The following is a 23,388-nucleotide window of genomic DNA, read 5'->3' as shown; positions in this document are numbered from 1 at the left end:
CCGCGGCACCGCCGTGTCGGGGCGGCTTTCACACCCGCCGCGCCACACCCCTATGCTTCTACATGCTTGTAGAAAGTCAGCACACGCATGTGAAGGAGTGGACGCCCCCATGGTGTTCAAACGACTGCTCGGCGCGCTCGGCGTGGGCGGCCCCACCGTCGACACGGTCCTCGACCCGGCTCCCGTCCGGCCCGGCGGCACGCTCACCGGCCAGGTTCAACTCGTGGGCGGGAAATCCGACTTCGAGATCGAGCACATCACCCTGGAGCTGGTGGCCCGGGTCGAGGCCGAGCACGAGGACGGTGAGAGCGAGGGCGTCGTGGCCTTCGACCGCTTCACCGTAGGCGGCGGCTTCCGCCTCGCCGAGGACGAGCAGCGCAGCGTGCCGTTCAGCGTGACCCTGCCGTGGGAGACGCCGGCCACCCAGTTGCACGGGCAGAGCCTGGGCGTCGTCCTCGGCGTGCGCACCGAGCTGTCGGTGGCGGGTGCGAAGGACAAGGGCGATCTCGACCAGCTGATCGTCGCGCCCCTGCCGGTGCAGGAGGCGGTGCTCGAAGCCCTGGGCGGGCTCGGGTTCGGTTTCAAGTCGGCCGACCTCGAGTACGGGCGCATCGGCGGCACCGGGCAGCGACTGCCGTTCTACCAGGAGATCGAGCTCGTCCCGTCACCCCCGTACGCGCAGCAGGTCAACGAGATCGAGCTGACGTTCCTGGCGAACCGGGGCGGCATGGAGGTCGTACTGGAGGCGGACAAGCGCGGCGGCTTCCTGTCGTCCGGCCACGACGCGCTCACCCGCTTCAACGTCTCCCAGGAGGGTGTCGAGCACCAGGACTGGCCCGCGATCGTCGACGGCTGGATCCAGCAACTCGTCGAGCACCGGGCGTCGTACGGCTCCCCCGTGGGGTTCGGCTCCCCCGCCGCGTTCGGCCCGGGCAGCCACGGGCTCGACGGGCAGCACCGTGACGGCCACCGCTCGGGCCCCGGCATGGGGACCGCCGTCGCGGCGGGTGCGGCCGGGCTCGCCGCCGGGATCGCCGGCGGCATGGTCGCCGGTGAAGTCGTCGACGAGGTCGGGGACTTCTTCGAGGGCGAGGAGGTAGAGGAGGGCTGACATCGGGCTGAAGCCAGGCCGAGGCGGGGCGGCCCGGGGCGCTGGCCCGGGGTGGGCGGAGACCCAGGGCGGGCGCCTTGGGTAGCGGCCCGGGCGGCGAGGCCCCTTGGCCGGGGCCGGGCCGCTACTGCTGCCCGTGGCGACCGGGCTCGCGGCGGCCGGTGTGGAGGTGCCGACTGCCCCGGGCCGTGGCCGACCCGCCCCTGCGGGCCTCACAAGGGCGTCGCCGCATGCAGGATGAGCACCATCGTGACGGCCGAGTTCGCGGACGACATCGCCGACACGGCCGTTCCCGCGGCCGCGCCCCACGCCGCGAGTCCGACCGAGGTGAACACCGGTGGCCAGGTGCGGACGGCGGGTGCGGGGCCGAGCAGGGCCGCCACCCGGCGCGGTACCGGACCCGGGGCGGCGAGTCCCGCGAGCGTGGGCACCGGGGTGCCCCGGGAGACGAGAGCTGCCGTCCCGATCGCCCGCGCCACCGTGCGGCGGCTGCCGATCGCCCGGGCCGCCTCCTCGTCGGCCCACCGCTCGGCCGTATAGGCCACGGCCGTGCGCAGCGGCCGCAGGAACGGGTTGGCCCGCGCGGCGAGCTGCACGGCGAGCAGGAAGCGGTCGTGCCGGGCGGCGAGGTGCGCCCGCTCGTGGGCGAACAGGGCCCGGCGCTCGGCCGACCGCAGCTGGTCCAGCAGACCGGTGGTCACCACGACACGCCCCGCACGCGGGCCACGGGCACGGCGACCGCCACCACCACGCGGAGCACCGCCGATACTGCCGCGCACGGCACCACCAGCCCGACGCCCAGCGCCGGTCCGCAGAGCGTCACCGACCCAACGGCCCACGCCGACGCGCAACACACCACCAGCCCAACGGCCGACCCCGCCACGCAAGACACCACCATCACGCCAGCCGTCGCCGCCACGCGGAGCACCACTACCCCGACGGCCTCCGCCGACCCGGGGAGCGCACCCGCCCCGACGGCCAGGCAGCGCATACGCGTACGGCACGGCGTCCGGCAGTACGGCCACCTCCGTGTCCGGCAGCCCGGCCAGTGCGCGGTGGGCCCGGTGACGTACCCGGGCGTGCCGCCACAGAGTCCGGCCGCAGGCGACGACCACCGCGCAGAGCGCGGGAATGGCGACCTTGCCGACGACCTCGTCGTACGGCACCGCCGCCCGGACCTCGGGGTCCGACCAGCCGTCGGGCAGCGGGTTGCCGGGAAGCTGGGCGGTGCCGACCACCATGACCAGGCCCAGGCACACGGTGCTGCACAGCGCCAGCACCGCGGCCATCGCGGTCAGCAGCCGGGTCGCGGTGCGTGGATGCAGATGCTGTTCGGCCAGGCGGGCGACCGGCCATGCCGTGAGCGGCAGGACCAGTGGCATGAAGACGAAGACCCCCATGAGGCTTCAGTCTTCCCCCTCGCTGTGAGCCTGTTCCAACAGGTCACGCAGCAGCCGTTCGTCGTCCGGGCCGAGGCCGGTGAGGAAACTGGCCAGCACGGCCTCGCGGTCGCTCTCGGCGTCCAGCACCTTGCGCATCTTCCGGGCGGCCAGGCCCGCCTGATCCGAGGCGGGCGTCCAGGCGAAGGACCGGCCGACCCGCTCCCGCGTCACGGCGCCCTTGCCCAGCAGCCGGGTCAGGATCGTGATCACCGTCGTGTACGCGAGGTCACCGCCGAGGCGTTCCTGCACCCAGCCGGCCGTGGCCGGACCGTCAGCCTCCCGCAGCGCCTCCAGCACCAGCGCCTCCAGCTCGCCCTGCCCCCGCCGGGGTCGCTGCCGGGGATCCGTCACCGACCTGTCTCCCTTCCACCGCCCTGCGTTGCCCGTGGGCACATCGTATAGATCGGCGGGACCACACCCCTCCCCTTCTACAGTGTTGTAGATTTTAGGTGGGTTCGCTTCCCGGACCCGGAACGCACACGTCAAGAAGGAGTACCCCGTGGGAGTTTCCCTGTCCAAGGGCGGCAACGTCTCGCTCAGCAAGGAGGCGCCGGGCCTCACCGCCGTCCTGGTCGGCCTGGGCTGGGACGTCCGCACGACCACCGGCACGGACTACGACCTGGACGCCTCCGCCCTGCTCCTGGACGCTTCCGGCAAGGTCCCCTCCGACCAGCACTTCGTCTTCTACAACAACCTGAAGAGCCCGGACGGCTCGGTCGAGCACACCGGAGACAACCTCACCGGCGAGGGCGAGGGCGACGACGAGAGCGTCAAGGTGAACCTCGCCGCCGTGCCCGCCGAGATCGACAAGATCGTGTTCCCGGTGTCCATCCACGACGCCGAGAACCGCGGCCAGAGCTTCGGACAGGTCCGCAACGCGTTCATCAGGGTCGTCAACCAGGCCGGCGGTCAGGAGATCGCCCGCTACGACCTGTCCGAGGACGCCTCCACCGAGACGGCGATGGTCTTCGGCGAGCTCTACCGGCACGGCGAGGAGTGGAAATTCCGTGCCGTCGGCCAGGGATACGCCTCCGGGCTGGCCGGTATCGCCTCCGACTTCGGCGTCAGCGTCTGACACGGACCGACCGCACCCCCGGGCCCGCCGGCGCATGGCGGGCCCGGGGGGCCACATCAGCAACCGCCCGGGAGACCGTGTGGCCGAACCGTCCCGCCTCCGCCCCGAGGACCGTGCGGATTTCGAAGCGGTACCGCACCCGGCGCTGAGCACCGCGGACATCCGTGGCGCCCTCGGCGCCGACCCGACCGGCCGGGCAGCCACGCAGCTGCGCGCCCACGCGCTCGCCCACGCCGACGACATCACGGCGGCGGCCGGCGAGCCGTACCGCGTCTGTCTCGCCGTACAGCTGGCTACCCGGCACGAGGCGCGGGGCCCGCTCGGCGCCGGCGGTCCGCTGCCCGCCCTCGCGGTGCTCACGCCGCTCGTGGCGGCCACGTCCGCCGGGGTGCTGCTCCTGCTCGGCGGTGTGCTCCAAGTCACCGACGTCCCGGGCCCGTTGCCCGGATCGCTCCTCGCGGCCGGCTGGACCCTGGCGCTCGTGGCGGCCGTGACCGGCCTCCTCGTCCTGGCCGCGGAGCTGCGCACGGCCCTGGGCCGGCGCGGCGCACCGACGGCCGGCCGCGTGCAGCACGCCCGGCCGGCCTGGCGGCAGGCCCTGCTCGACTTCGGCGTGCTGCCCCACCTGCGCCGCCGGGACCTGGCCACGCACCCCGAGGCGGCGATGACGCCGTGCTCCCCGCCCGATACGCTCGCGCCGTGCCCGGCCCGGGCGGGAAAGGACAGGACACCATGTTCGGACTGAGCGAGCTCGCGATCATCCTCATCGTCGTCATAGCCGTGATCGGAGCGAAGAAGCTCCCCGAACTCGCCCGCTCCGCAGGCAAGTCGGCCCGCATCCTCAAAGCCGAGGCACGCGCCGCGAAGGACGAGGAGGCCGGGTCGGGCACTGCGCCGCGGGTGCTCCAGGGCGAGATCGTCCCTCCGGGCACCGGCACGCCCCCGCCCGGTACGCGGGCGGCGGGCGCCCCGGACCACTCCTGATCCGTCCTGTGATCTCTCCCTGATCCGTCCCGTGGCTACAGCGTGCGCTCCAGGCGGTCCGCCACCAGCTTGACGAAACGGGCGGGGTCCTTGGGCTGGCCGCCCTCGGCGAGTACCGCCAGCGTGTGCAGCAGCTCGGCGGACTCGACGAGGCCCGAGCGGTCCTCACGCTCCTTGTACGCCTGGTTCAGGCCCTTCACCAGCAGGTGGCCGGGGTTGAGCTCGAGGATCCGCTGGGCGCGCGGCACCTCCTGGCCCATCGCGCGGTACATGTTCTCCAAGGCCGGGGTCAGATCGTGCGCGTCCGAGACGACACAGGCGGGAGAGACGGTGAGCCGCGCCGACAGGCGCACCTCCTTGATGTCCTCGTCGAGCTGCTCACGCATCCAGCCGAGCAGGCCGGCGTAGTCCTCGGCCTGCTTCTCCCGCTCCTCGTCGGCCTTCTCGTCCCCCGTGGCGTCCAGGTCGATCTCGCCCTTGGCCACGGACCGCAGCCGCTTGCCCTCGTACTCGCCCACGGCGTCCACCCACACCTCGTCGACGGCGTCGGTGAGCAGCAGGACCTCGATGCCCTTGTCCCGGAACGCCTCCATGTGCGGGGAGTTCTCGATGCTCTGCCGGGACTCGCCGGTGAGGTAGTAGATGTCGTCCTGGCCGTCCTTCATCCGCTCCACGTACCGCGCCAGCGTGGTCGGCTCGTCGTCGGCGTGCGTGGTCGCGAACGACGAGACGGCGAGGATGGCGTCGCGGTTCTCGGAGTCGGTGACCAAGCCCTCCTTGAGGACGGTGCCGAACTCGCGCCAGAACGTGGCGTAGCGGTCGGCGTCCTTGGTCATGAACTCCTTGACCGTGGACAGGACCTTCTTCGTCAGCCGGCGCTGCATCATCCGGATGTGCCGGTCCTGCTGGAGGATCTCGCGGGAGACGTTGAGCGAGAGGTCCGCCGCGTCGACGACGCCCTTGACGAAGCGGAGGTACGGCGGCAGCAGCTCCTCACAGTCGTCCATGATGAAGACGCGCTTCACATAGAGCTGGATGCCGCGCCTGAAGTCCCGCGTGAACAGGTCGTGCGGGGCGTGCGCGGGGACGAAGAGCAGGGCCTGGTACTCGAACGTGCCCTCCGCCTGGAGCCGGATCGTCTCCAGCGGCTCGCGCCAGTCGTGGCTGATGTGCTTGTACAGCTCGTGGTACTCGTCGTCGGACACCTCGTCGCGCGAACGCGCCCACAGGGCCTTCATGGAGTTCAGCGTCTCGGGCTCGGGCGCGCTCTCGCCGTCGCCCGCCTCCGGGACCATCCGGATCGGCCAGGTGATGAAGTCCGAGTACCGCTTGACGATCTCCTTGATCTGCCACGGTGAGGTGTAGTCGTGGAGCTGGTTCTCGGGATCGGCGGGCTTGAGGTGGAGCGTGACGGACGTGCCCTGCGGCGCGTCGTCGACCTTCTCCAGCGTGTACGTGGCCTCGCCGCGCGACGTCCAGCGGGTCCCCTGGCTCTCCCCGGCCCGCCGGCTCACCAGCGTCACCTCGTCCGCCGCCATGAAGCCGGAGTAGAAGCCGACGCCGAACTGGCCGATGAGCCCCTCGGCCCCAGCCGCGTCCTTGGCCTCCTTCAGCTCCTGCAGGAACGTGGCGGTGCCCGAGTTGGCGATGGTGCCGATGAGCTGCCCGACCTCGTCGTACGACATCCCGATGCCGTTGTCCCGCACCGTGAGGGTGCGGGCCTCCTTGTCGACATCGATCCGGATGTGGAGATCCGACACGTCGGCGTCGAGCGAGTCGTCCCGCAGCTTCTCCAGACGCAGCTTGTCGAGCGCGTCGGAGGCGTTGGAGACGAGTTCCCGCAGGAAGACATCCTTGTTCGAGTAGACCGAGTGGATCATCAGCTGGAGCAGCTGACGTGCCTCTACCTGGAACTCAAACGTTTCGGTCGTCATGGTTCGCGTATACCTCACAGGTCCCACAGTCGCCTGAACTCGTGGCAGCAACTGTAAAACACCAAGTCAGGCCGCAGACCCGGAAGTCAGACGAGGTGGGCGAACACCACCAGATTCTCGGTGTAGTCCCGGGCCTCACGGTCGTAGGTACCCGAGCAGGTGATGAGCCGGATCTGGGCATCGGGTGTGTCGCCGTACACGCGCTCGCTGGGGAAGCCGTCCTTCTCGAAGGACTCCGCTCCGTCGACCACGAAGGTCGCCCGGCGGCCGTCGGCTCGCGTCACATGGAACCGGTCCCCCTTGCGCAGCTCGTTGAGCCGGGCGAACACGGCCAGGGACGTCGCGGTGTCCACGTGGCCGGCGATGATCGCGGTGCCGGTCTCTCCGGGCGAGTGGCCCTTGGCGTACCAGCCGACGAGGTTGGTCTCGTCGGGCGGCGGGGGTGCGAGCTGACCCGAACGGTCGATGGCGAGGGCGGTGAAGGGAGCGTCGACCGCGATCTTGGGGATGAGGAGGCGGACCGGCCGGGACCGGGGCAGATGCGGGCGTGCCTTGGACGAGCCGGACCGGTGGGGCCCTGCGGACGTGGAGGGCGCGGCCGCTGAGACGGCCGGTGGGGCGTGCGGCGGGCCTGCGGTGTCGGACGACTCATCGCCGCCACCGACCAGGCACAGGGTCAGGACCAGGGCGGCCACCGCCCAGAAGGCCGTCACGGCTGTGCGGAATCGCCGCTTCGACTTCTGCGGCTCGGGGCCTGAGTCGGCAGGGGTAGGGGGGCTGGCTGCCATCGGGGACCACCTCATTCGGGCACGGCAGCGCGTCGGGCAGGGCAGCAGGCACGACACGCGGGGACGACGAGCCGGGCCGCCGCGACGCGAGGGACACGTGCGGCGGCCACGGCGGCTATGTGGTCAGGCATCGGTCATGCCGCGCCCCGCGAGGCCCTCTGGCGTCGCAGCGCGTACAGGCCGGTGCCGGCCACCGCCAGCACGGCGAGACCGCCGGTGGTGACACCCGGCCCGGCCAGTGCGCCACCACCGGTGTGGACGCCGCCGCGCGGCTTGTCGTGCCTGCCGTGCTCGTCGTGCCTGCCGTTCTCGTCGTGCTTGCCGTTCTCGTCGTGCTTGCCGTGCTCGTCGTGCTTGCCGTGCTCGTCGTGCTTGCCGTTCTCGTCGTGCTTGTCCCCGTAGGGGTCGTCGTGCTTGTCGCCCCAGGGGTCGCCGCCGCGCTCGCCGTCCTTGTAGGTGTCCGGGTCGTGCTTGGGGTTGTCCCAGTCGTCGTCGGCGTTCACCACGGCCAGCGCTCCGCCACCCGTGTGTACCCCGCCACGCGGCTCGTGGTGTTTGCGGTCCTTGTGGTGCTCCTTGCTGTAGGAAGTGGTGTCGTGGTCCCGGTCACCCATGGCCTCGGCACAGGCCGTGGGTGCGGCGATCGCGAGGGCCGCCGTGGCGGTTGCCGTCGCGAGCAGAATGCGGGCAGAGCGCATCGGTCGTCCTTCCGTCGTGGGCCGGGCAGCTGACGCCGCGCCAGCTCAGGAGACCCGTCCTCGACGTGAACCACCGTCAGTCATGCCGGGCCGTCCCACCATCCAGGACGTTCACATGGGTTACGACCGCACTCTGACGGCGGCATCGGACCATGGCCGGCAAGATCGCAACCCCGCACCGCGTCGCACCCGTCTCCTACGGCGAAACGGGGGGTGAGGACCGCTCTCCCGGACCCTCATGGGAAGCGCTCATGGCCATGGCCGGCCTGTTCTGGATCGGCGAGGACTCCCTGTACGACGTGCCCGTGCGGTCGGGTGCGCGGAGGCCGACGTCCGTGGCCTTCGACGCCGCGTACGTCATCGTCACGGGGGCGGCGAGCTGCCGCCCGCGTTCTCCGTGAAGGTGGCGACGGCCGAGGAGACCGTCCGGGTCGATGTGCTCACGGCCGTCACCGGCGGAATCCACCTGGCCTCGAGTACGACCTCTCCACCCCCTCCTCCAGCGGCTCGCCGACGGCGGCGTCGAGACCGGCGGCCTCCTCACACCGCTCAGCGCGGCGTCACCGCCTCCTCGTTCCCTGACGCCCCAGGCGGCTCGGGTCCGGATCGACCAGCTGGGCCGACATGCCGACCACGACCAGCCCGGCCGCGATGAGCAGCCCCTGGGCCAGGGCGATGCCGGACCCCAGAACTGCCACGCCGAGTGCCAGTCCCCACCAGGCTCCGGTACGCCGGTACTCCCGGGGCCGGGCCGGGCGGCCGGATCGCAGGGCCCGGGCGAACCTGGGGTCCTCCCGCTCGAGTCGCGCTTCGAGGTCGACGAGACGTTCGTCTCCGGACTGGGGCACGGCATCTCCTTCCCGGAACCCGACAGCGCTTCGAGGCAGGGCACGGCCGAGGCCATGGCAAGTCCTGGGGTGTCGGGCCACGTGACGGTGCGGAGGGAGACGGCCCGCCGATGCGCGGCGCGGCCCAGTCTCACCAGGGCTTCAGCTTCTCCCCCCTCCAGCGGCCTCCGCCATCAGGCCCCACCCTCATCCTTCCCGGCGGCCGCACTGTACGAACGCCGTGCCGTGAGACCGGTGTTCGCCTCGAGGATGGGTGGTGTCACGGATGGCGGCGGGGCCGGGCAGCGCACACGCTGGGGGATGACGGAGGCTGACAGGTCGGTGGAGGCGGTACGCGGTGCCCTTGTTCTGGCGGATCTTCCTGCTGAACGCCCTCGTGCTGATCACGGCGACCGCGCTGCTGCTGGGGCCCGTGACCGTCTCCACGCCGGTGCTGCTCACGGAGGCCGCGGTGCTGACGGTGGGGCTGGCCGCGATGCTCGTCGCCAACGCCCTGCTGCTGCGGGTCGGGCTGGCCCCGCTCCAGCGCCTGACGCGCGCCATGACGACGACGGACCTGCTGCGTCCGGGACGGCGTCCGGCGGTCGGAGGCCAGGCGGAGGTCGCCGAGCTGATCACGACCTTCAACACCATGCTCGACCGGCTGGAGGACGAGCGGGCCACGAGCAGCGCCCGGGTCCTGTCCGCCCAGGAGGCCGAGCGGCGCCGTATCGCCCGGGAGCTGCACGACGAGGTCGGTCAGACCCTCACGGCCGTGCTGCTCGAACTCAAGCGGGTGGCCGGTCAGGCCCCGCCCGACCTGCTGGAGGAGCTGCGCCAGGTGCAGGAGACCACCCGGGCCGGTCTGGACGAGATCCGTCGTATCGCCCGCCGGCTGCGCCCCGGTGTGCTGGACGAACTCGGTCTGGCGAGTGCGCTGAAGTCCCTCGCCACCGACTTCGGCGGGCCCTGTCTGTCCGTACGGCACCGTCTGGACGCGGATCTGCCGCCGCTGGGCCGGGAGGCCGAGCTCGTCCTCTACCGGGTCGCGCAGGAGGGGCTCACCAATGTCGCCCGGCACGCGCGGGCGCGGCACGCCGAGCTCGCCCTGCGGCGGACCGCCACGGGTGTGCGGCTGTGCGTCCGTGACGACGGACGGGGCACCGGCGACGCACCGGAAGGAGCCGGCATCCGCGGCATGCGTGAACGTGCCCTGCTCGTCGGCGCCGACCTCAGTCTGGGCCCCGGCCCGGAGAAGGGCACCGAAGTACGCCTGACCGTCCCCCTGCCCGTACGCGATCCCGACCGGAACGGCCGACCATGACGGACTCCTCCCCCGCCCGCATCCTGCTCGCCGACGACCACGCCCTGGTGCGGCGGGGTGTCCGGCTGATCCTGGACGCCGAACCCGATCTCACCGTGGTCGCCGAGGCGGACGACGGTGCCGAGGCGGTGGCCCGGGCCCGCGAGCACCGGCCCGATCTGGCCGTCCTCGACATCGCCATGCCCCGGCTGACGGGGCTCCAGGCCGCCCGGGAGCTGTCCCGGACCTGCCCCGGGACGCGGATCCTCATCCTGACCATGTACGACAACGAGCAGTTCTTCTTCGAGGCGCTCGGTGCCGGTGCCTCGGGCTATGTGCTCAAGTCCGTCGCGGACCGTGACCTGGTCGAGGCGTGCCGGGCCACCATGCGGGGTGAGCCCTTCCTCTATCCCGGTGCCGTCGACGCACTCATCCGCGACTACCTCGACCGCGCCCGGGAGGGCGCCGCACCGCCCTCCCGGGCAATCACCGACCGTGAGGAGGAGATCCTCAAGCTCGTCGCCGAGGGCCACACCTCGCAGCAGATCGCCGAGCTGCTGGTCATCAGTCCCAAGACGGTGGAGCGCCACCGCGCCAACCTGCTCCAGAAGCTCGGCCTGAAGGACCGCCTGGAGCTGACGCGCTACGCCATCCGCGTCGGGCTGATCGAGCCCTGAGAGAGAAGCCCTGAGGCCGAGACCGCTAGCGCTCGGCCTCGGCCGGCTGAGGAGCGGGTGGTGCGGGGTCGGCCTGGGGCTCGATGTCGTAGGTCGGGGCCGTGCGGCCCGGCAGGAGGTCCTGGGCGGACCGGAGCGCGCGGGCGAGCAGGGCGGAGCGGCCGGCGGCGATGGGGCCGAGGACCGCGAGGACGAGGACGTAGCCGGCGATGAACGGGGCGAGGCGGTCGTCGAGTCCGGCGCTGGCGGCCATCGCGGCCAGGATCAGCGCGAACTCCCCGCGGGCCACGAGGGTGGTGGCGATCTCGGCGGCGGGCTCGGTGCCGTAGTGGTACACGCGGGCGACGAGGAGTCCGGCGATGATGTTCATGACGACGGTCAGCGCGGCCGCGGCGGCGACGGGGCCGACGACGGAGAGGATGTCGCCGGGGTCAATGGAGAGACCGAAGGCGAAGAAGAAGATCGCCGCGAAGGCGTCGCGCAGCGGATGCACCAGTTCCCGGATGCGCGGGCCGGAGGAGGTGCCGGCCAGGATCAGGCCGACCATGAACGCGCCGATGGCGTCGGCGACTCCGAGGACCTCGGCGACTCCCGCCACGAGGACGGCGGCGCCGAGGAAGCTGATGACGAGCAGTTCGCTGTCACGGGTCACGATCAGGCGCCCGGCCAGTTTGGTGCCGTAGCGGGCCGCGGCGGCCAGGGCCAGCAGGAACCCGAAGGCCTTGGCGCCCTGGAGGACCATGTCCCCGGCGCCCTGGGCCGCCGCTGATGACCGGCTGGAGCGCGGCGAGGTAGAGCGCGAGGAAGATGTCCTCGACCACGATGACGCCCAGGATGAGACGGGTCTCCGGGCGGCCGATGCGGCCCAGGTCGATGAGGATCTTGGTGACGATGGCGGACGAGGAGATCCCGAGGACGCCGGCGAGCACCAGCGCCTCCCGGACGCCCCAGCCCAGGGCGAACCCGAAGGCCAGACCCGCGCCGACGTTGAGCAGCAGATAGATCCCGCCCGCGGTCAGCAGGCGCCGGCCGCCGCTCTTGAGGTCGTCCAGGTGGAACTCAAGGCCCAGGTAGAACAGCAGCAGCACCAGTCCGAGCGCGGAGAGCATCTCGAAGTCGTGTGCGTCCTCGACGATGACCAGGCCCGGGGTGTGCGGGCCGAGCAGGATTCCCGCGAGCATGAACAGCGGGATCGTCGGGAGTCCGATCCTGCCGCCGAGGCGGGCCAGGAAGGCGGCGGCCAGGAAGGCACCGCCCATGGCGAGGAGGCTGTCAGCGTGTCCCACGGGTCACCGCCTTCGTGGGAGCGCGGTAGGCGGATCGTTTCACCTTGCGGGGATGGATAGGGGCTCCTCCTTCGAGGGGGCTTGGAACGGGCAGCGTCGTCCGCCTCTCGGCGCATACCGAGGCCGCGGCCATGACAACCGGCACGAAAGCCTCGGCGACGCTGCCAGCCTCACACGCACACCGGTTGCGTCACCATCGGTGCCCGCACCCATCCCTGGGTGGGGACGACACCCATCTCCCCGTCATACGCCCCGGTGTTCGATGCCCAGCAGGCTCGCCGCCGCCCGGAAGTCGGCCGTGTGGTGGCCGACTGCCAGGGACCAATGGTGGCCGACGCCCGTGGCGCTCCACGCGTCCACCCATTCGCCCGGATCGCGGCCGAAGTCGACGCGGCTGGTGGTGTTGCCGATCTCCAGCAGCGGTCCGGGGACGACGGTGCCCTCGGAGGTGACGAAGGACAGGCTGCCATCGGCGTCCTGGCCGAGCCCGAGCAGGGTCACGGGCCCGTGCCGGACGTCGAACTCGACGCTCACGCCCCAGCCGCGTTTGCCGTGGTAGACGCCGAGTCCGCGCAAGAGGGGATCGCGGGCGCTGACCGCGAGGTGGGCGGGTCCGTCATGGCCCATCTCCACGACACCGTCCTCGAAGTCGAGGGCCTGGATCTCGGTGAAGGAGCCGCCGGCGCCGACGCTCTGGGAGGCGAGCTGGGCGACGCTGGTGCGCAGTTCGTACTCGCCGGCCGCGGGCACGCCCCGGGCGGTGAGCAGGGAGGCGCCCAGGATCATGCCGGCGCCCAGCCGCTCGTGCAGTTCGCCGTCGAGACCGCGGTGGTAGTAGGCGAGGGTGTCGAGCCCGAAGTCCTCGACGAGGCGGTCCAGTGCGACCGACACGGTCGCACCCCAGGCGAAGTCCTCGTCCACCACGCTGTCGTCGAGGGTGAAGACCTGCCGGGCGAGTGCCATGCGCTCCCGGGTCTCCGTCTCGGTCACCCGGTCCACCCGGTGCCGCAGGTCGTCGAACTCCAGCACCTCCACGTGCGAGCCGAACGTCGTGGCCAGCAGCGTCGGATCGGTCTGCACGTCGAGCATGCCGGGATACACGTGCCCCATGAGGCCGTGCCGGGCGTGCCGGAGCGCGGCGCGGATGTGCGCGGCCCGGATCCACTGCTCGATGCGCCGCCAGGCGGACTCCTGGCGCAGCCATCCCGAGACCGACCGGAAGGGGATGCCGGCGCGCCGGAAGACGTTGCCGACCTCGGGGACGGAGCACTGGGCGCAGTAGGCCAGCCAGTCACCGGTGTCGAAGGTCGCGTGGTCCATCCTCTCGCTCGGCTGGAGGTCGATGACCAGGACGGGCGTGTGCGAGCGCTGCGCGATCGGCAGCACCATCGACGACGTCAGATACGTCGTCAGGAACAGCACGATCAGATCGCAGTCGGCCCGGCGCAGCAGCTCGGCGGCCCGCGCGCCCTCCTGGGCATCGGAGACGAATCCGGCGTCGGTCACCTCCGCGTCCATCCCCCGGAAGCGCTCGGCCACATAGGCGGCCGACTCCTTCAGCTGCGGGAGGAGCCCGGGGAACTGCGGCCAGTAGGTGCCCAGTCCACCGGCGACCAGCCCGATCCGGGTGCGGCGCCGGGCGATTGGCGGGAGCAGGTCGTGCAGGGCGGCGGTCCCTACGGCCGTGCGGGTGCCGTCCGGCTCGGTCTCCGCGGTCGTTGCCATGGTCGGTGCTCCTTGTCAGGGTCTGCTGCGGCTCAGGTGCTGGGGACGCGCAGGTCCGCTCTGTCACGCACCGCACCGGAGGAACGCGGCACCAGGACGCGGATGATGAACACGCCCGCGAACGCCGCCACCGTCATACAGGCGGTGATCGTCCAGAGCAGGACGGCCGGGCTGTGGTCGGCGAGGGCGGGGGTGAAGAACGCGGCGACCGCGAAGACTCCCCTCGACAGGGCGTAGGTCAGGCCCTGGGTGGTGCCCCGGGTGTCCGCGGGCAGCGTGAGCTGCGACCACACCTTGTAGTTCGCCTCCCCGGCGAAGGGGTTGGAGAGCTGGTACAGAACGAAGAAGACGAGCATGCCGACGAGCGCGCCCGCGGTCAGCGACGCGATGACGAAGGCGAGGATCTGCACCACCGCTGCCACGTGGAACAGCCGGTCGCGCCAGGGGCTGTCGGCGACGCGGACGAACGCGAAGGTGAGCAGCACCCCGATGGGGATGAAGGCCAGGTTGATTCCGGTGGCCAGGCTCTGTGAGGCGTCGCTGACGGTGACGAGCAGATAGGTGCCGAACTGGCCGAACGTGTTGGCCCCGAGGCCCCAGGTGACGTAGAAGACGAAGGTCGCGGTCATCGGCAGCAGGGCGGCGCGCGTCCAGACGTTCTTCAGGGAGGCACCCTTCGGGGCGGCCACGTCAGATTCGGTCTCTGATGGCTCGTCGGGCAGCTTCAGACGGGAGCGGAAGGCCCAGGTGACGAGCGCGGCGACGGCCAGCTGTCCGGTGATGAGCCGGGCCCCGGTCATGCCCGAGGTGGACAGGACGAAGCCGAGGAAGATGGCGACGGCGATGCCCAGCATCCACATGACCTGGGTGAAGGCGACCAGCCTGCCCCGGGCCCAGGAGGGTGCGGCGTCCGACACGACGGCCAGGGACGTCGGCAGGTCGGCGCCGGCCGCGAGCCCCGCGACGAGGACGCCGATCAGCAGTGTGATGTCGTCCGGGGCCAGCGTGATGACGATCGCGCCGAGGGCGAAGCAGAAGATGTCCCAGTTGTAGACGCGGCGGCGGCCGAAGAGGTCGGCGAGCCGTCCGCCGACGAGGGACCCGACGGCTATGCAGCCGGTGACGATCGCGCTGATCGCACCGGCCATCCACACGCCCATGTCATAACTGTCGCGGTAGATGGCCAGGTTGACGGAGATGCTGACGATCAGCCCGGCATCGAGATAGGAGGCCATGCCCGACAGGGCGGCGGCTTTCCAGAGCTGTTTCGGGATGGGGCGGGTACCGGCCATGATGCGACTCCGTCGTCTGGTGACATCGCGGTTCCGGGGGCCTGGTCGCAGCGAATATAGGGCGAGAAAAACGTTGCAACAAGATGTCGCGCGCACATGGGTGAGATGACGTCGGCTTCCGCGGCACCGTTCCGGGATATGGCGTGACCGCCCCAGGCCCCCTACGGTGAAGGTGGCCTAAAAACGTTTCAGGGGAAGGACCGTGTCCGTGATCTCCCCCGCCCTCCAGCGCCTGTTCGACGACCCGCCCCGCGACTTCGGCCCCACTCCCCTGTGGTGGTGGTCGGGTGCGAAGGTCACCCGCGAGCGTCTCGCGTGGCAGTTGCGGGCGTTCGCGCAGGGCGGTGTCCACAACCTCGTCGTCATCAACCTGGCCCCGGCCGGCCCGACGTTCGGGGCCCGGGCCGACGATCCGGCGTGGTTCGGCGAGGAGTGGTGGGCGCGCTTCATGGACGCCTGCGAGATCGCTGCGGAACTGGGCACGCGCCTGTGGTTCTACGACCAGATCGGGTTTTCCGGCGCCAATGTGCAGGGCGGTGTGACACGGCGTCATCCCGAGGCGGCCGGCCGCGCGCTGCGCTGTCACGACCTCACCGTCGCCCGGGGCACGGTCGCCGTCAGCGATGCCGAGACCCCGCTGGCCGCGTACACCCCGCAGGGCCGGCGCCTCGATCTGGCCACAGACGGCACGGGCACCGTGGGTGTCGCCGCCGCCGACGGAACCGAGGTGCGGCTCGTCACCACCGTCCCCACGGCGTTCGACTACCTCGACCCGCACGCCGTGAGCCTGTTGATGGACACCGTCCACCACGAGTACGACCGCCGTGTGCCCGAATACCTGGGCACCGTCATCGCGGGCAGCTTCCAGGACGAACTGCCGGGCACGAACGCGTGGAGTTACCGCTTCGCCGACGAGTTCCGCGCCCGGCGGGGCTACGACCTGCTCGACCACCTGCCGGCCCTGTTCGGTACGAACGCCACCGTGCTGGAGGGGAAGATCCGCGCCGACTACTACGCGGTACGCGCTGAGCTCACCGAGGAGGCCCTGTTCCGGCCGCTCGCCGACTGGCACCGCGAGCGCGGCCTGCTGCTCGGCAGCGACCAGAGCCACCCGGCCCGCGCGGGTTACCCGGCGCAGTCGACGCAGATCTACACCGACTACTTCCGGACCCACCGCTGGTACAGCGCCGCCGGCAGCGACCACCACGGTGACGCCAAGGTGCACTCCTCCATGGCCCATCTCTACGGACACGAGCGGGTGTGGATCGAGGCGTTCCACTCCTCCGGCTGGGGCGGCACGCTGGAGGACACCTACCACTGGCTGCTGCCGTTCCTGCGCAGCGGCGCCAACCTGTACAACCCGCACGCCAGTTACTTCGGCACGGCGGGCGGCTGGTTCGAGTGGGCGCCGCCGTCCACCGACTGGCGCCAGCCCTACTGGAAGCAGTACCCGGCCTTCTCCCGGGCCGTGGCCCGGATCTGCTCGATCATGTCCTGGGGCAGTTACGCGGCCGATGTGGCGGTCCTGCACCCGACCGCCACCATGCAGGCGCTCATCCCGCTGGACGCGCCGGTCCAGCACTTCGGCGACGGCCGGCTGGGCGACGGCCACGCCGACGCCGACGAGACGCAGCGCCACTACCTGGACCTGTGCGGAACCAACAACTGGCTCGCCCCGCACGTCGGCACCCTGGACCGGCACGGGATCTCCTTCGACATCGTCGACGACGACTCGGTCCAGCGCGCCAAGGCCACCGACGGCGCCCTGCGCATCAGGGACCTGGCGTACACGGCGGTGCTGCTGCCCTCGGCGAGCGTGCTGGAGGAGGAGACGGCGCGGCGGCTGGCCGAACTGCTCGACGCGGGAGGGCGGGTCGTGGTCGTGGGGCGTCCGCCCGAGAGGGCGGCGGGCCGGTCCGGTGACGACGCGGTGGTGGCGGCCCTGCTGGCCCATCCGCGGCTGGAGCGGGTACGCGATCCGGAGGCCGGTGCGGCGGCGGTGGCCGACGCGGCCGGATACGCCACCGGTGAGGTGCCGCTGCTCGTGAGGCGGCAGGGGAACCAGGCGGTGGCACTGGTCACGGCGGCCTTTCCGGAGATCGGCGCGCATCCGCTGCGGACCAGCGTCTCCCGGTCGGGCCTTGCCGTCGGCACGTCGTCCGTCACCGTGCGGGCCGAGGTCGCCGAGGCCGAGGTCTGGAACCCGGCGACCGGCTCCCGCCGTCCCGTGCGCGTCACCGTGTCCGATTCCGCCGACGGCGCCGTCTCGACCGTCGAGGTGCCGCTGGACGGCGCCCCCGCGGCCCTGGTCGTCTGGCGTGAAGGCCGCCCGGCACCGACGCCGCCGGAACGGGAGCCGCCCGACCGGGTGCTCGACCTCTCGGCCGGCTGGCACGGCCGGCTGATCCCCACCCTGGACAACACCTGGGGCGATCTGGCACTGCCCCGGGGTACGTCCGTGGACGAGCCGCAGATCTGGACGATGGAGTGGACCGAGGGCACGGTGTGGGAGCGGGCCCGGGCCACGTACGGCAACCGGGTCCGTGTCCTGCCCCCGGTGCCCCTCGGCGAGGTACCCGAGCCGCTGGACGCCGAACGCGCCGAACTGGTCCTGGCGGGCGAGCTGCCCCTCGTACCGCCGGACGCGGGCTGGGACGTCGCCGTGTACTCGTCGAGCCGGGGCGTCCCGGACCCGGGCGGGCTGCTGGGCATCAAGGGGCTGGTGAACGAGGAGTTCGTCCGCGTGCCCGTGCCGGTCGGCGCGACGGCCGCCCGGGTCCGGACGATCGTGGAGACCGATCACCGGGGGCCCGCCGAACTGCATGTCGGCGCGGAGGCCCGCAAACGGGTGTGGTGGAACGGCGAAATGCTGGGCCCGGACGGCGAAGGGTACGTGGCGTCAGCCCGAGTCACGGTGGCCCGCGCCCGGAACGTGCTCGAGTACGAACTGTCCGACGCCCAGAGCCGTCCCTCGGCGATCTCGGCCGAGGACGGCACACCGCTGGGCAGCTTCTTCTGCCTGTCCGCGCCGGGCGGGCTGGGGCCGCGGCCGCGGTTCATGCGCCCGCCGGACGGTGTGCGGCCGGACGGCCGGGTGACGTACCGCGCGCGGCTGCGGGTCCCGGGCGAGGGTGCGCGGGCGGTGCTCGTGGTGGGTGCCGCCTCGGCGGTCACCGTGCTGCTCGACGGGGCCGTCGTGGCGCGGCAGGAGAAGGTGGAGTACTACGCGGCGGACTGGGGCGCCGTGCCGCAGTTCTTCCGCCACGAACCGGCGCTCGGGGCGGGCGAGCACACCCTGGAGGTCGTGGCCGACAGTGCCGACGCCCGCGACGCGGTGTTCGTCGACCTGGTGGTGCGGTCCGGCAACGAGGTGACGGCCCTGGTCAGCGGCGCCGGCTGGGAGGCCGGGACGGGCGGGTGGCGGGGGCGTACCGTCGAGGACGAGCGCAGGCGGGGCGAGCTGCGGCACTGCCACGCCGCAGTACGGCCGCACCCCCTGCCGGACACCGGGTGGCTCACCGGCCGGCCGGTGCTCGCCGGCGCCGTATGGCCGTCGCGGTCCACCGACGACGTCCACGCGGCGCCGCAGCGCTTCCGGTTCACCGTGCCGGCGGGCACGGTGTCGCTCGACCTGCCGTTGGCACTTCCCGCGAAGGTGTGTGTCGGGGACGGTCCGGAATCGCCCCTGGACGGACAGCGGCTGACACTTCGTCGGCCACTTCCGGCGCCCACGCCGGTCGAGGTGGTCACCGAGCCGACGGCGGTCCTGCGGGGCGGCTCCGCCTGGCGCGGGCCGGTGCGTGTGCGGACCGTACCAGCGCCGCTGTCGCTCGGGGACTGGCGTGCGCTGGGGCTGGGCAGTTGGAGCGGGGGCGTGACGTATGCCCGTGCGGTTCAGGTGCCGTCGGGGCCCGATCCCGTGCTGGATCTCGGGCGGGTGCGGGGCAGTGTGGAGGTGTCGGTCGACGGGGAGTTCGCCGGTGAGGCGTTCTGCGCGCCGTACCGCTTGCCGTTGCGCGGTGCCGCCGGGCGTACCGTCCGGGTGGAGGTGACGGTCCGGGGCACGCTGGCGCCCTATCTCGCGGAGGCCACGCCGACCGCCTGGGCGTTCGACTGCCAGCTGTCGTCGGGGCTGCTGGGTCCGGTGACGCTGAGGGTGCCGTCCGGCGGGGGCGGCGGACTCTAGTCGCCGGAGAGCGGCCGGGTGGAGTCGCGCAGGACGAGGCCGGGGGCGAAGACGCGGGTCTCGTGGAGGTGGTCCGCGCGGGCCTCGATCTCGTCGAGCAGCATCTCCACGGCCGCCCGGCCGAGGTCCTCGACCGGCTGCCGGACCGTCGTCAGGGTCGTCGCCCCGAAGCTCGCGACGTCGAGGTCGCCGTAGCCGACCACCTGCACGTCCTCGGGGATGCGCACGCCGCGCTCGGTCAGTGCCCGGCAGAGGCCGGCCGCGAGGAAGTCGTTGGTGCAGAAGACGCCGTCGGGCAGGTGCTCGAGCTCGCGCGCGATCCGTGTCCCGTACGCGACGGTCATCCGCTCGGCGACGACCTGGTCCAGCCGTGCCTCACGCCGGCTGCGGACGGCCTGGCGGGCGCCCTGGTACCGGTCGGCGCACTGGCGTATGCCGCGTTCGCCGTTGACGACGAGGATGTCGCGCGCCCCGCTGTCGAGGAGGTGCTGTACGGCGATGCGGCCGCCGGCGATGTCGTCGACGGAGGCCGAGCAGCCCTCCCGGTCGGGCATCGCGCGGTCGGCCAGGACCAGCGGGATGCCCCGCTCGCGCAGCCGGGCCAGCCGTCCCGGGTCGGCGCTGAGCGGCACGACGACCACGCCGACGGCCCGCTGCTCTACGAGCATGCTGAAGTAGCCCTGCTCCCGTTCCGGGGCGTCGCCGCTGTGGCAGAGGACGAGGGAGTAGCCGTGGTCGTAGGCCGCGTCGGCCGCGCCTCGTGCGATGCGCGCGTAGAAGGAGTTGGTCACGTCGGGCAGCACGAGCCCGATGGCGGAGGAGTGGCCGGTGCGCAGGCCCGCTGCTCCCGGGTGAGGGACGTAGTCGAGCGCGGCGACCGCGACGCGGACGCGCTCGGCGGTCCGTTCGGTGACCCGCTCGGGCCGGTTGAGCACGTTCGACACCGTGGACACCGAGACGCCGGCGGCGGCCGCGACGTCCTGGATGCGGGCGGGGCGTGCCGGAACGGCGTCCACCCCCTCGCTGTTGCGGCCGTGCGACCAGGCACGACGGCGGCCTCCATGAGCGCCGCAAGTATAACGTGACCGGGCGTGGAACGTTTTTCCCGCCCGGTCTCCGTTGTCTCCGAATGAGGCTCCGAATCAGGCGGAGGGCGCGCCGCTGAGGACTTCCACCCGGCCGGTGTCGAGCGAGTAGTAGGCGCTGACGACGGCCAGGTCGCCCTTCTTCACCATCGGGGCGAGGTCCTTGTTGGAACGCAGGCCGGCGGCGGTCTGATTGACGTGAACGCGGGTCATGGCGTCGACCGGGTCGGCGTGCTTGCCCTTGGCTGTCTCCTCGTACGCCGGCTCGAGGGCGTCGGCGATGGACTGCAGGTTGCCGGGCAGTTCCTTGCCGTCGCGCAGCGCCTCGTACGCCGCCTTGACGGCACCGCAGCGCTGGTGGCCGAGGACCACGATGAGCGGGGTTCCGGACGTCATCGGGCCGTACTCCACGGACCCGACGACGACCGGGCCCACGACCTGTCCGCCCGTGCGCATCACGAAGAGGTCGCCGAGCCCGGTGTCGAAGAGCAGCTCCGGCGGCACCCGGGAGTCGATGCACGACAGGATCACGCCGTAGGGCTTCTGCTCCTCGGCGACGAACTCGCGCCGCTTCGGGTCGCGGTCGGGGTGCTGGAGCCTGCCGTCCACCCAGCGCTTGTTGCCGTCCATCAGCCGCGCGAAGGCCGCCCAGGGCGAGTCCGGTCGCGCGGCCGCGCCGGGAGAGGGAGAGGTGCTCGCGCCCGCGGCCGCAGCCGTCCCCTTGGTCGTGGAGTCCGTCTTCGACGAACAGGCGGTGAGCAGAGCCGCGGTGGTGGCAGCCAGCCCCCCGGTGAGTATGGCCCTGCGCTGTGGTGTTCCGGCGGTACCCATGTAGCCGTCCCCTGTGATCGCCGCTCCCCTGGTGGGAGCCGGTGATGCCACTGTCGCGGGAGGCTGGTTAGCGCCCGTACAGCGCTGATGCAGCGCGGAGGAAGGACTGATCCAAAACGCGGGAGGTAGCGAGGTCCGACCCTCGGTGATCAGGCCGGGAACTCCCGCTTCAGCCAGTCGCCGTCCAGACGAATGTGTTTGATGGTGCGCCGGTGGTGGGTGTAGGCGATGTGGAGGGCGCCGTCCGGTGTCTGGGCGAGGGAGGGGTAGGACAGCTCGCGGTTGAGGCCGTCGCGGGAGTTGTTGGTCAGGCAGTGTCCGTCGCCGGTTTCGAGGTCGTGGCGCAGTGGCCACGTGTGTCCGTCGTCCGGGGAGAGGGCCAGGGAGAGCGGGGCGCGGGGGGCACCCCAGAACGCGTCGCCCGTGGGGGCGGTTTCCGCAGGTGTCCCTGCCACTCCCCCGTCGTCGATCTCGTCGTACAGCGAGACCCTGCGGGCGATGGCGTCGGCCGCGCTGCTGTGGTTGTAGACCAGGGCGAGCCTGCCGTCGGCCAGCACGGTGTACTGGATCGAGGAGTTGTTGTTCGGCAGATCCAGGGGGCGCGGCTCGGTCCAGGTCTCGCCGTCGTCGGACGACACGCTGCTGTGCACGGTGTCCGCGCGACGGCTGCGGAAGAGGGCCAGGAGTGAACCGTCGGGCAGCGGCCGGATGTTCATGTGGACGAGGCCGGTGCTGCCCGGGACGGGGCGTTCGCGCCAGGTGCGTCCGCCGTCGTCGCTGATCATGACGGAGCTGGTGTCCCGGTCGCCCGACCAGGAGGTTCCGGGGGTGGCGACGCAGCGGAAGACGGGGAGCAACAGCCGCTCGCCGGAGAGTACTTCGATCACCGGCTGGCGTACGAACACGCCGCCCTGCTCGGTGGCCGGGAACAGGACGCGGGCCCGGCCCCAGGTGGCGCCCTCGTCGTGGCTGACGCGCAGCCGGACCTCGGCCGTGTCCTGGTGGCCTGCGCGCTGTGCGGTGTGCAGGAGCCAGAGTTCGCCCGAGGGGGCGGGGAACAGGAGCGGGTTCTGCTCGGAGCGGGTGTCGTCGGCGGAGAGACGCACGGGGAGGGACCAGGTGCCGGCGTCCTGCGCGAGGCGGGAGAACCACACCGAGATGTCGGCGACGCCCTCCTGGGTGCCGCCGAACCAGACGCAGCCGAGGTCGCCGCTGGGCAGGACGGTGAGGTTGGCGGCGTGGTTCTGCACGGCGGGGGCGGCCAGGTGGGTCTCGGCGCGGCCCGGCTGGTCGGGGTGGGGGCGCAGGGTGCCGTCGGCGGTGGTCATCGGGCCTCGCCCGCCCAACGCGCGGCGGTCAGGTGGCCTGCGGCCGCCTGTTCCAGGTGGATGAGATCGCAGGCCACGGTGGCGAAGGTGAAGCCCTCGGCGAGGCGGCGGGCGGCGCTCGCGCCGTCGGCGTTGTGGATGCCGGCGGCGATGCCCGCAGCTTCGGCCGCCTTGCTGATGCGGGTCAGTGCCTGCTCGAACTCCTGCTGTACGGAGGGGTCGGTGGAGGTGGCTCCGCCGAGTGCGAGGCGCAGGTCGGAGGGGCCGACGTAGATGCCGTCGAGGCCGTCGGTGGCGCAGATGGCTTCGACGTCGGCGAGGCCGTCGGCGGTCTCGATCATCGCGAGGACGGCCGTCTGGGCGTGGGTGTCGGCCGGATGGGGTCCGACGCGGAGCTGGGCGCGCATGGGCCCGTAGGAGCGGCGGCCGAGCGGAGGGTAGCGGACGGCGGCGACCGCGTCGGCAGCGTCTTGCGCGTTGTCGATCAGCGGGACGATGACGGCGGTGGCGCCCGCGTCGAGTGCTTTGCCGATGCAGGTGAGGTCGTTGGCCTCCACGCGCACCATGCCGACGGCGGTGCTGCCTTTGGTGTCGGTGGCGAGGAGGTTGTTCAGCATGCCCTGGTAGCCGAAGAGTCCGTGCTGGGCGTCGAAGGCGAGGTAGTCGTAGCCGAGGCGGGCCAGGCGCTCGGCGGCGATGGGTGAGTCGAGCAGGGACCAGTAGCCGATGAGCTGCTCTCGGGCGCGTAGAGCGGCGGTGAACTCGGCTGAGCTGCGGCCGGTTGCCATGGGGAAGGTCTCCGTAACAGTCAGGGTG

At 72.0% G+C, this 23,388-nt stretch carries 20 protein-coding genes and 1 pseudogene; 8 read left to right on the top strand and 13 right to left on the bottom strand.

The window, feature by feature from the left end; translation table 11 throughout:
• The first annotated feature begins 109 nt into the window (after positions 1-109).
• Positions 110-1,111 (top strand): sporulation protein, encoded by a 1,002-nt coding sequence (locus OG542_RS36650; RefSeq protein ID WP_328416643.1) that lies wholly within the window; start codon positions 110-112, stop codon positions 1,109-1,111.
• A 212-nt stretch (positions 1,112-1,323) separates the two neighbouring features.
• On the opposite strand, the gene OG542_RS36645 is transcribed toward OG542_RS36650, so the two are convergent.
• Together OG542_RS36645 and OG542_RS36640 are read right to left on the bottom strand one after the other, a co-directional pair.
• Positions 1,324-2,511, bottom strand: a complete 1,188-nt coding sequence (locus tag OG542_RS36645; protein WP_328416641.1) for a M56 family metallopeptidase — start codon at positions 2,509-2,511, stop codon at positions 1,324-1,326.
• A 6-nt stretch (positions 2,512-2,517) separates the two neighbouring features.
• Positions 2,518-2,904, bottom strand: a complete 387-nt coding sequence (locus tag OG542_RS36640; protein ID WP_261684209.1) for a BlaI/MecI/CopY family transcriptional regulator — start codon at positions 2,902-2,904, stop codon at positions 2,518-2,520.
• 148 nt (positions 2,905-3,052) lie between these two features.
• Between OG542_RS36640 and OG542_RS36635 the strand changes: the two genes are divergently transcribed.
• From OG542_RS36635 to OG542_RS36625, 3 genes are all read left to right on the top strand, one after another.
• Positions 3,053-3,628, top strand: a complete 576-nt coding sequence (locus OG542_RS36635) for a TerD family protein (RefSeq protein ID WP_184595263.1) — start codon at positions 3,053-3,055, stop codon at positions 3,626-3,628.
• A gap of 79 nt (positions 3,629-3,707) precedes the next feature.
• Complete coding sequence (locus tag OG542_RS36630; RefSeq protein WP_328416636.1) at positions 3,708-4,373, top strand: hypothetical protein; 666 nt, start codon at positions 3,708-3,710, stop codon at positions 4,371-4,373.
• Positions 4,361-4,612, top strand: a complete 252-nt coding sequence (locus tag OG542_RS36625) for a twin-arginine translocase TatA/TatE family subunit (protein ID WP_311129836.1) — start codon at positions 4,361-4,363, stop codon at positions 4,610-4,612. The genes OG542_RS36630 and OG542_RS36625 overlap by 13 nt, the downstream gene beginning before the upstream one ends.
• A 35-nt stretch (positions 4,613-4,647) precedes the next feature.
• On the opposite strand, the gene htpG is transcribed toward OG542_RS36625, so the two are convergent.
• The 3 genes from htpG to OG542_RS36610 form a co-directional block, all read right to left on the bottom strand.
• Positions 4,648-6,546, bottom strand: a complete 1,899-nt coding sequence (gene htpG / locus OG542_RS36620) for a molecular chaperone HtpG (RefSeq protein WP_328416632.1) — start codon at positions 6,544-6,546, stop codon at positions 4,648-4,650.
• A gap of 86 nt (positions 6,547-6,632) precedes the next feature.
• Positions 6,633-7,334, bottom strand: coding sequence for a class F sortase (locus OG542_RS36615; protein ID WP_328416630.1), 702 nt, complete (start codon positions 7,332-7,334; stop codon positions 6,633-6,635).
• A 134-nt stretch (positions 7,335-7,468) separates the two neighbouring features.
• Positions 7,469-8,032, bottom strand: coding sequence for a hypothetical protein (locus OG542_RS36610; RefSeq protein WP_328416628.1), 564 nt, complete (start codon positions 8,030-8,032; stop codon positions 7,469-7,471).
• 152 nt (positions 8,033-8,184) lie between these two features.
• On the opposite strand from OG542_RS36610, the gene OG542_RS36605 reads away from it, so the two are divergent.
• Positions 8,185-8,433 (top strand): hypothetical protein, encoded by a 249-nt coding sequence (locus tag OG542_RS36605; RefSeq protein WP_328416626.1) that lies wholly within the window; start codon positions 8,185-8,187, stop codon positions 8,431-8,433.
• A gap of 159 nt (positions 8,434-8,592) precedes the next feature.
• Here the strand turns inward: OG542_RS36605 and OG542_RS36600 are convergent, their stop codons facing one another.
• On the bottom strand, positions 8,593-8,880 hold the full coding sequence (locus OG542_RS36600; RefSeq protein ID WP_328416624.1) for a DUF3040 domain-containing protein: 288 nt from the start codon (positions 8,878-8,880) through the stop codon (positions 8,593-8,595).
• 337 nt (positions 8,881-9,217) lie between these two features.
• Between OG542_RS36600 and OG542_RS36595 the strand changes: the two genes are divergently transcribed.
• A complete protein-coding gene (locus tag OG542_RS36595) occupies positions 9,218-10,183 on the top strand; it encodes a HAMP domain-containing sensor histidine kinase (RefSeq protein ID WP_328416622.1) in 966 nt (321 codons plus the stop codon).
• Positions 10,180-10,839 (top strand): response regulator transcription factor, encoded by a 660-nt coding sequence (locus OG542_RS36590; protein WP_328416620.1) that lies wholly within the window; start codon positions 10,180-10,182, stop codon positions 10,837-10,839. The genes OG542_RS36595 and OG542_RS36590 overlap by 4 nt, the downstream gene beginning before the upstream one ends.
• 25 nt (positions 10,840-10,864) lie before the next feature.
• On the opposite strand, the pseudogene OG542_RS36585 reads toward OG542_RS36590, so the two are convergent.
• From OG542_RS36585 to OG542_RS36575, 3 genes and pseudogenes are all read right to left on the bottom strand, one after another.
• Positions 10,865-12,125: pseudogene (locus OG542_RS36585) on the bottom strand (cation:proton antiporter).
• A 243-nt stretch (positions 12,126-12,368) separates the two neighbouring features.
• Complete coding sequence (locus OG542_RS36580; protein WP_328416618.1) at positions 12,369-13,850, bottom strand: L-fucose/L-arabinose isomerase family protein; 1,482 nt, start codon at positions 13,848-13,850, stop codon at positions 12,369-12,371.
• A 32-nt stretch (positions 13,851-13,882) separates the two neighbouring features.
• Positions 13,883-15,142, bottom strand: coding sequence for an MFS transporter (locus tag OG542_RS36575; RefSeq protein ID WP_311129846.1), 1,260 nt, complete (start codon positions 15,140-15,142; stop codon positions 13,883-13,885).
• A 208-nt stretch (positions 15,143-15,350) separates the two neighbouring features.
• Between OG542_RS36575 and OG542_RS36570 the strand changes: the two genes are divergently transcribed.
• Positions 15,351-19,328, top strand: a complete 3,978-nt coding sequence (locus OG542_RS36570) for a glycosyl hydrolase (RefSeq protein ID WP_328416616.1) — start codon at positions 15,351-15,353, stop codon at positions 19,326-19,328.
• Here OG542_RS36570 and OG542_RS36565 read toward each other — a convergent pair.
• The 4 genes from OG542_RS36565 to OG542_RS36550 all read right to left on the bottom strand — a co-directional run bounded on the left by OG542_RS36565 (position 19,325) and on the right by OG542_RS36550 (position 23,360).
• Positions 19,325-20,344, bottom strand: a complete 1,020-nt coding sequence (locus OG542_RS36565; protein WP_311129848.1) for a LacI family DNA-binding transcriptional regulator — start codon at positions 20,342-20,344, stop codon at positions 19,325-19,327. The genes OG542_RS36570 and OG542_RS36565 overlap by 4 nt on opposite strands.
• Before the next feature lie 126 nt (positions 20,345-20,470).
• The gene (locus OG542_RS36560) at positions 20,471-21,244 is read right to left on the bottom strand and encodes a carbonic anhydrase (RefSeq protein ID WP_328416613.1); all 774 of its coding nucleotides are present in this window, start codon (positions 21,242-21,244) and stop codon (positions 20,471-20,473) included.
• Positions 21,245-21,393: 149 nt separating this feature from the next.
• Positions 21,394-22,572, bottom strand: a complete 1,179-nt coding sequence (locus OG542_RS36555; RefSeq protein ID WP_328416611.1) for a sialidase family protein — start codon at positions 22,570-22,572, stop codon at positions 21,394-21,396.
• The gene (locus OG542_RS36550) at positions 22,569-23,360 is read right to left on the bottom strand and encodes an HpcH/HpaI aldolase family protein (RefSeq protein WP_328416609.1); all 792 of its coding nucleotides are present in this window, start codon (positions 23,358-23,360) and stop codon (positions 22,569-22,571) included. Before OG542_RS36550 ends, OG542_RS36555 begins: the two co-directional genes overlap by 4 nt.
• Between the last annotated feature and the right edge of the window lie 28 nt (positions 23,361-23,388).

Origin of the sequence: Streptomyces violaceus, from assembly GCF_036014075.1 — a bacterium.
GTDB lineage: Bacteria > Actinomycetota > Actinomycetes > Streptomycetales > Streptomycetaceae > Streptomyces > Streptomyces violaceus.
Note: the sequence above shows the minus strand (reverse complement) of the source record. Positions and strands in the feature narration are given on the sequence as shown.

Bases quoted from the DNA above. Each gene is read 5' to 3' on its own strand.
- OG542_RS36650 (WP_328416643.1), top strand. From the start codon at position 110: ATGGTGTTCAAACGACTGCTCGGCGCGCTCGGCGTGGGCGGCCCCACC.
- OG542_RS36645 (WP_328416641.1), bottom strand. From the start codon at position 2,511: ATGGGGGTCTTCGTCTTCATGCCACTGGTCCTGCCGCTCACGGCATGG.
- OG542_RS36625 (WP_311129836.1), top strand. From the start codon at position 4,361: ATGTTCGGACTGAGCGAGCTCGCGATCATCCTCATCGTCGTCATAGCC.
- htpG (WP_328416632.1), bottom strand. From the start codon at position 6,546: ATGACGACCGAAACGTTTGAGTTCCAGGTAGAGGCACGTCAGCTGCTC.
- OG542_RS36615 (WP_328416630.1), bottom strand. From the start codon at position 7,334: ATGGCAGCCAGCCCCCCTACCCCTGCCGACTCAGGCCCCGAGCCGCAG.
- OG542_RS36610 (WP_328416628.1), bottom strand. From the start codon at position 8,032: ATGCGCTCTGCCCGCATTCTGCTCGCGACGGCAACCGCCACGGCGGCC.
- OG542_RS36605 (WP_328416626.1), top strand. From the start codon at position 8,185: ATGGCCGGCAAGATCGCAACCCCGCACCGCGTCGCACCCGTCTCCTAC.
- OG542_RS36590 (WP_328416620.1), top strand. From the start codon at position 10,180: ATGACGGACTCCTCCCCCGCCCGCATCCTGCTCGCCGACGACCACGCC.
- OG542_RS36580 (WP_328416618.1), bottom strand. From the start codon at position 13,850: ATGGCAACGACCGCGGAGACCGAGCCGGACGGCACCCGCACGGCCGTA.
- OG542_RS36575 (WP_311129846.1), bottom strand. From the start codon at position 15,142: ATGGCCGGTACCCGCCCCATCCCGAAACAGCTCTGGAAAGCCGCCGCC.
- OG542_RS36560 (WP_328416613.1), bottom strand. From the start codon at position 21,244: ATGGGTACCGCCGGAACACCACAGCGCAGGGCCATACTCACCGGGGGG.
- OG542_RS36555 (WP_328416611.1), bottom strand. From the start codon at position 22,572: ATGACCACCGCCGACGGCACCCTGCGCCCCCACCCCGACCAGCCGGGC.
- OG542_RS36550 (WP_328416609.1), bottom strand. From the start codon at position 23,360: ATGGCAACCGGCCGCAGCTCAGCCGAGTTCACCGCCGCTCTACGCGCC.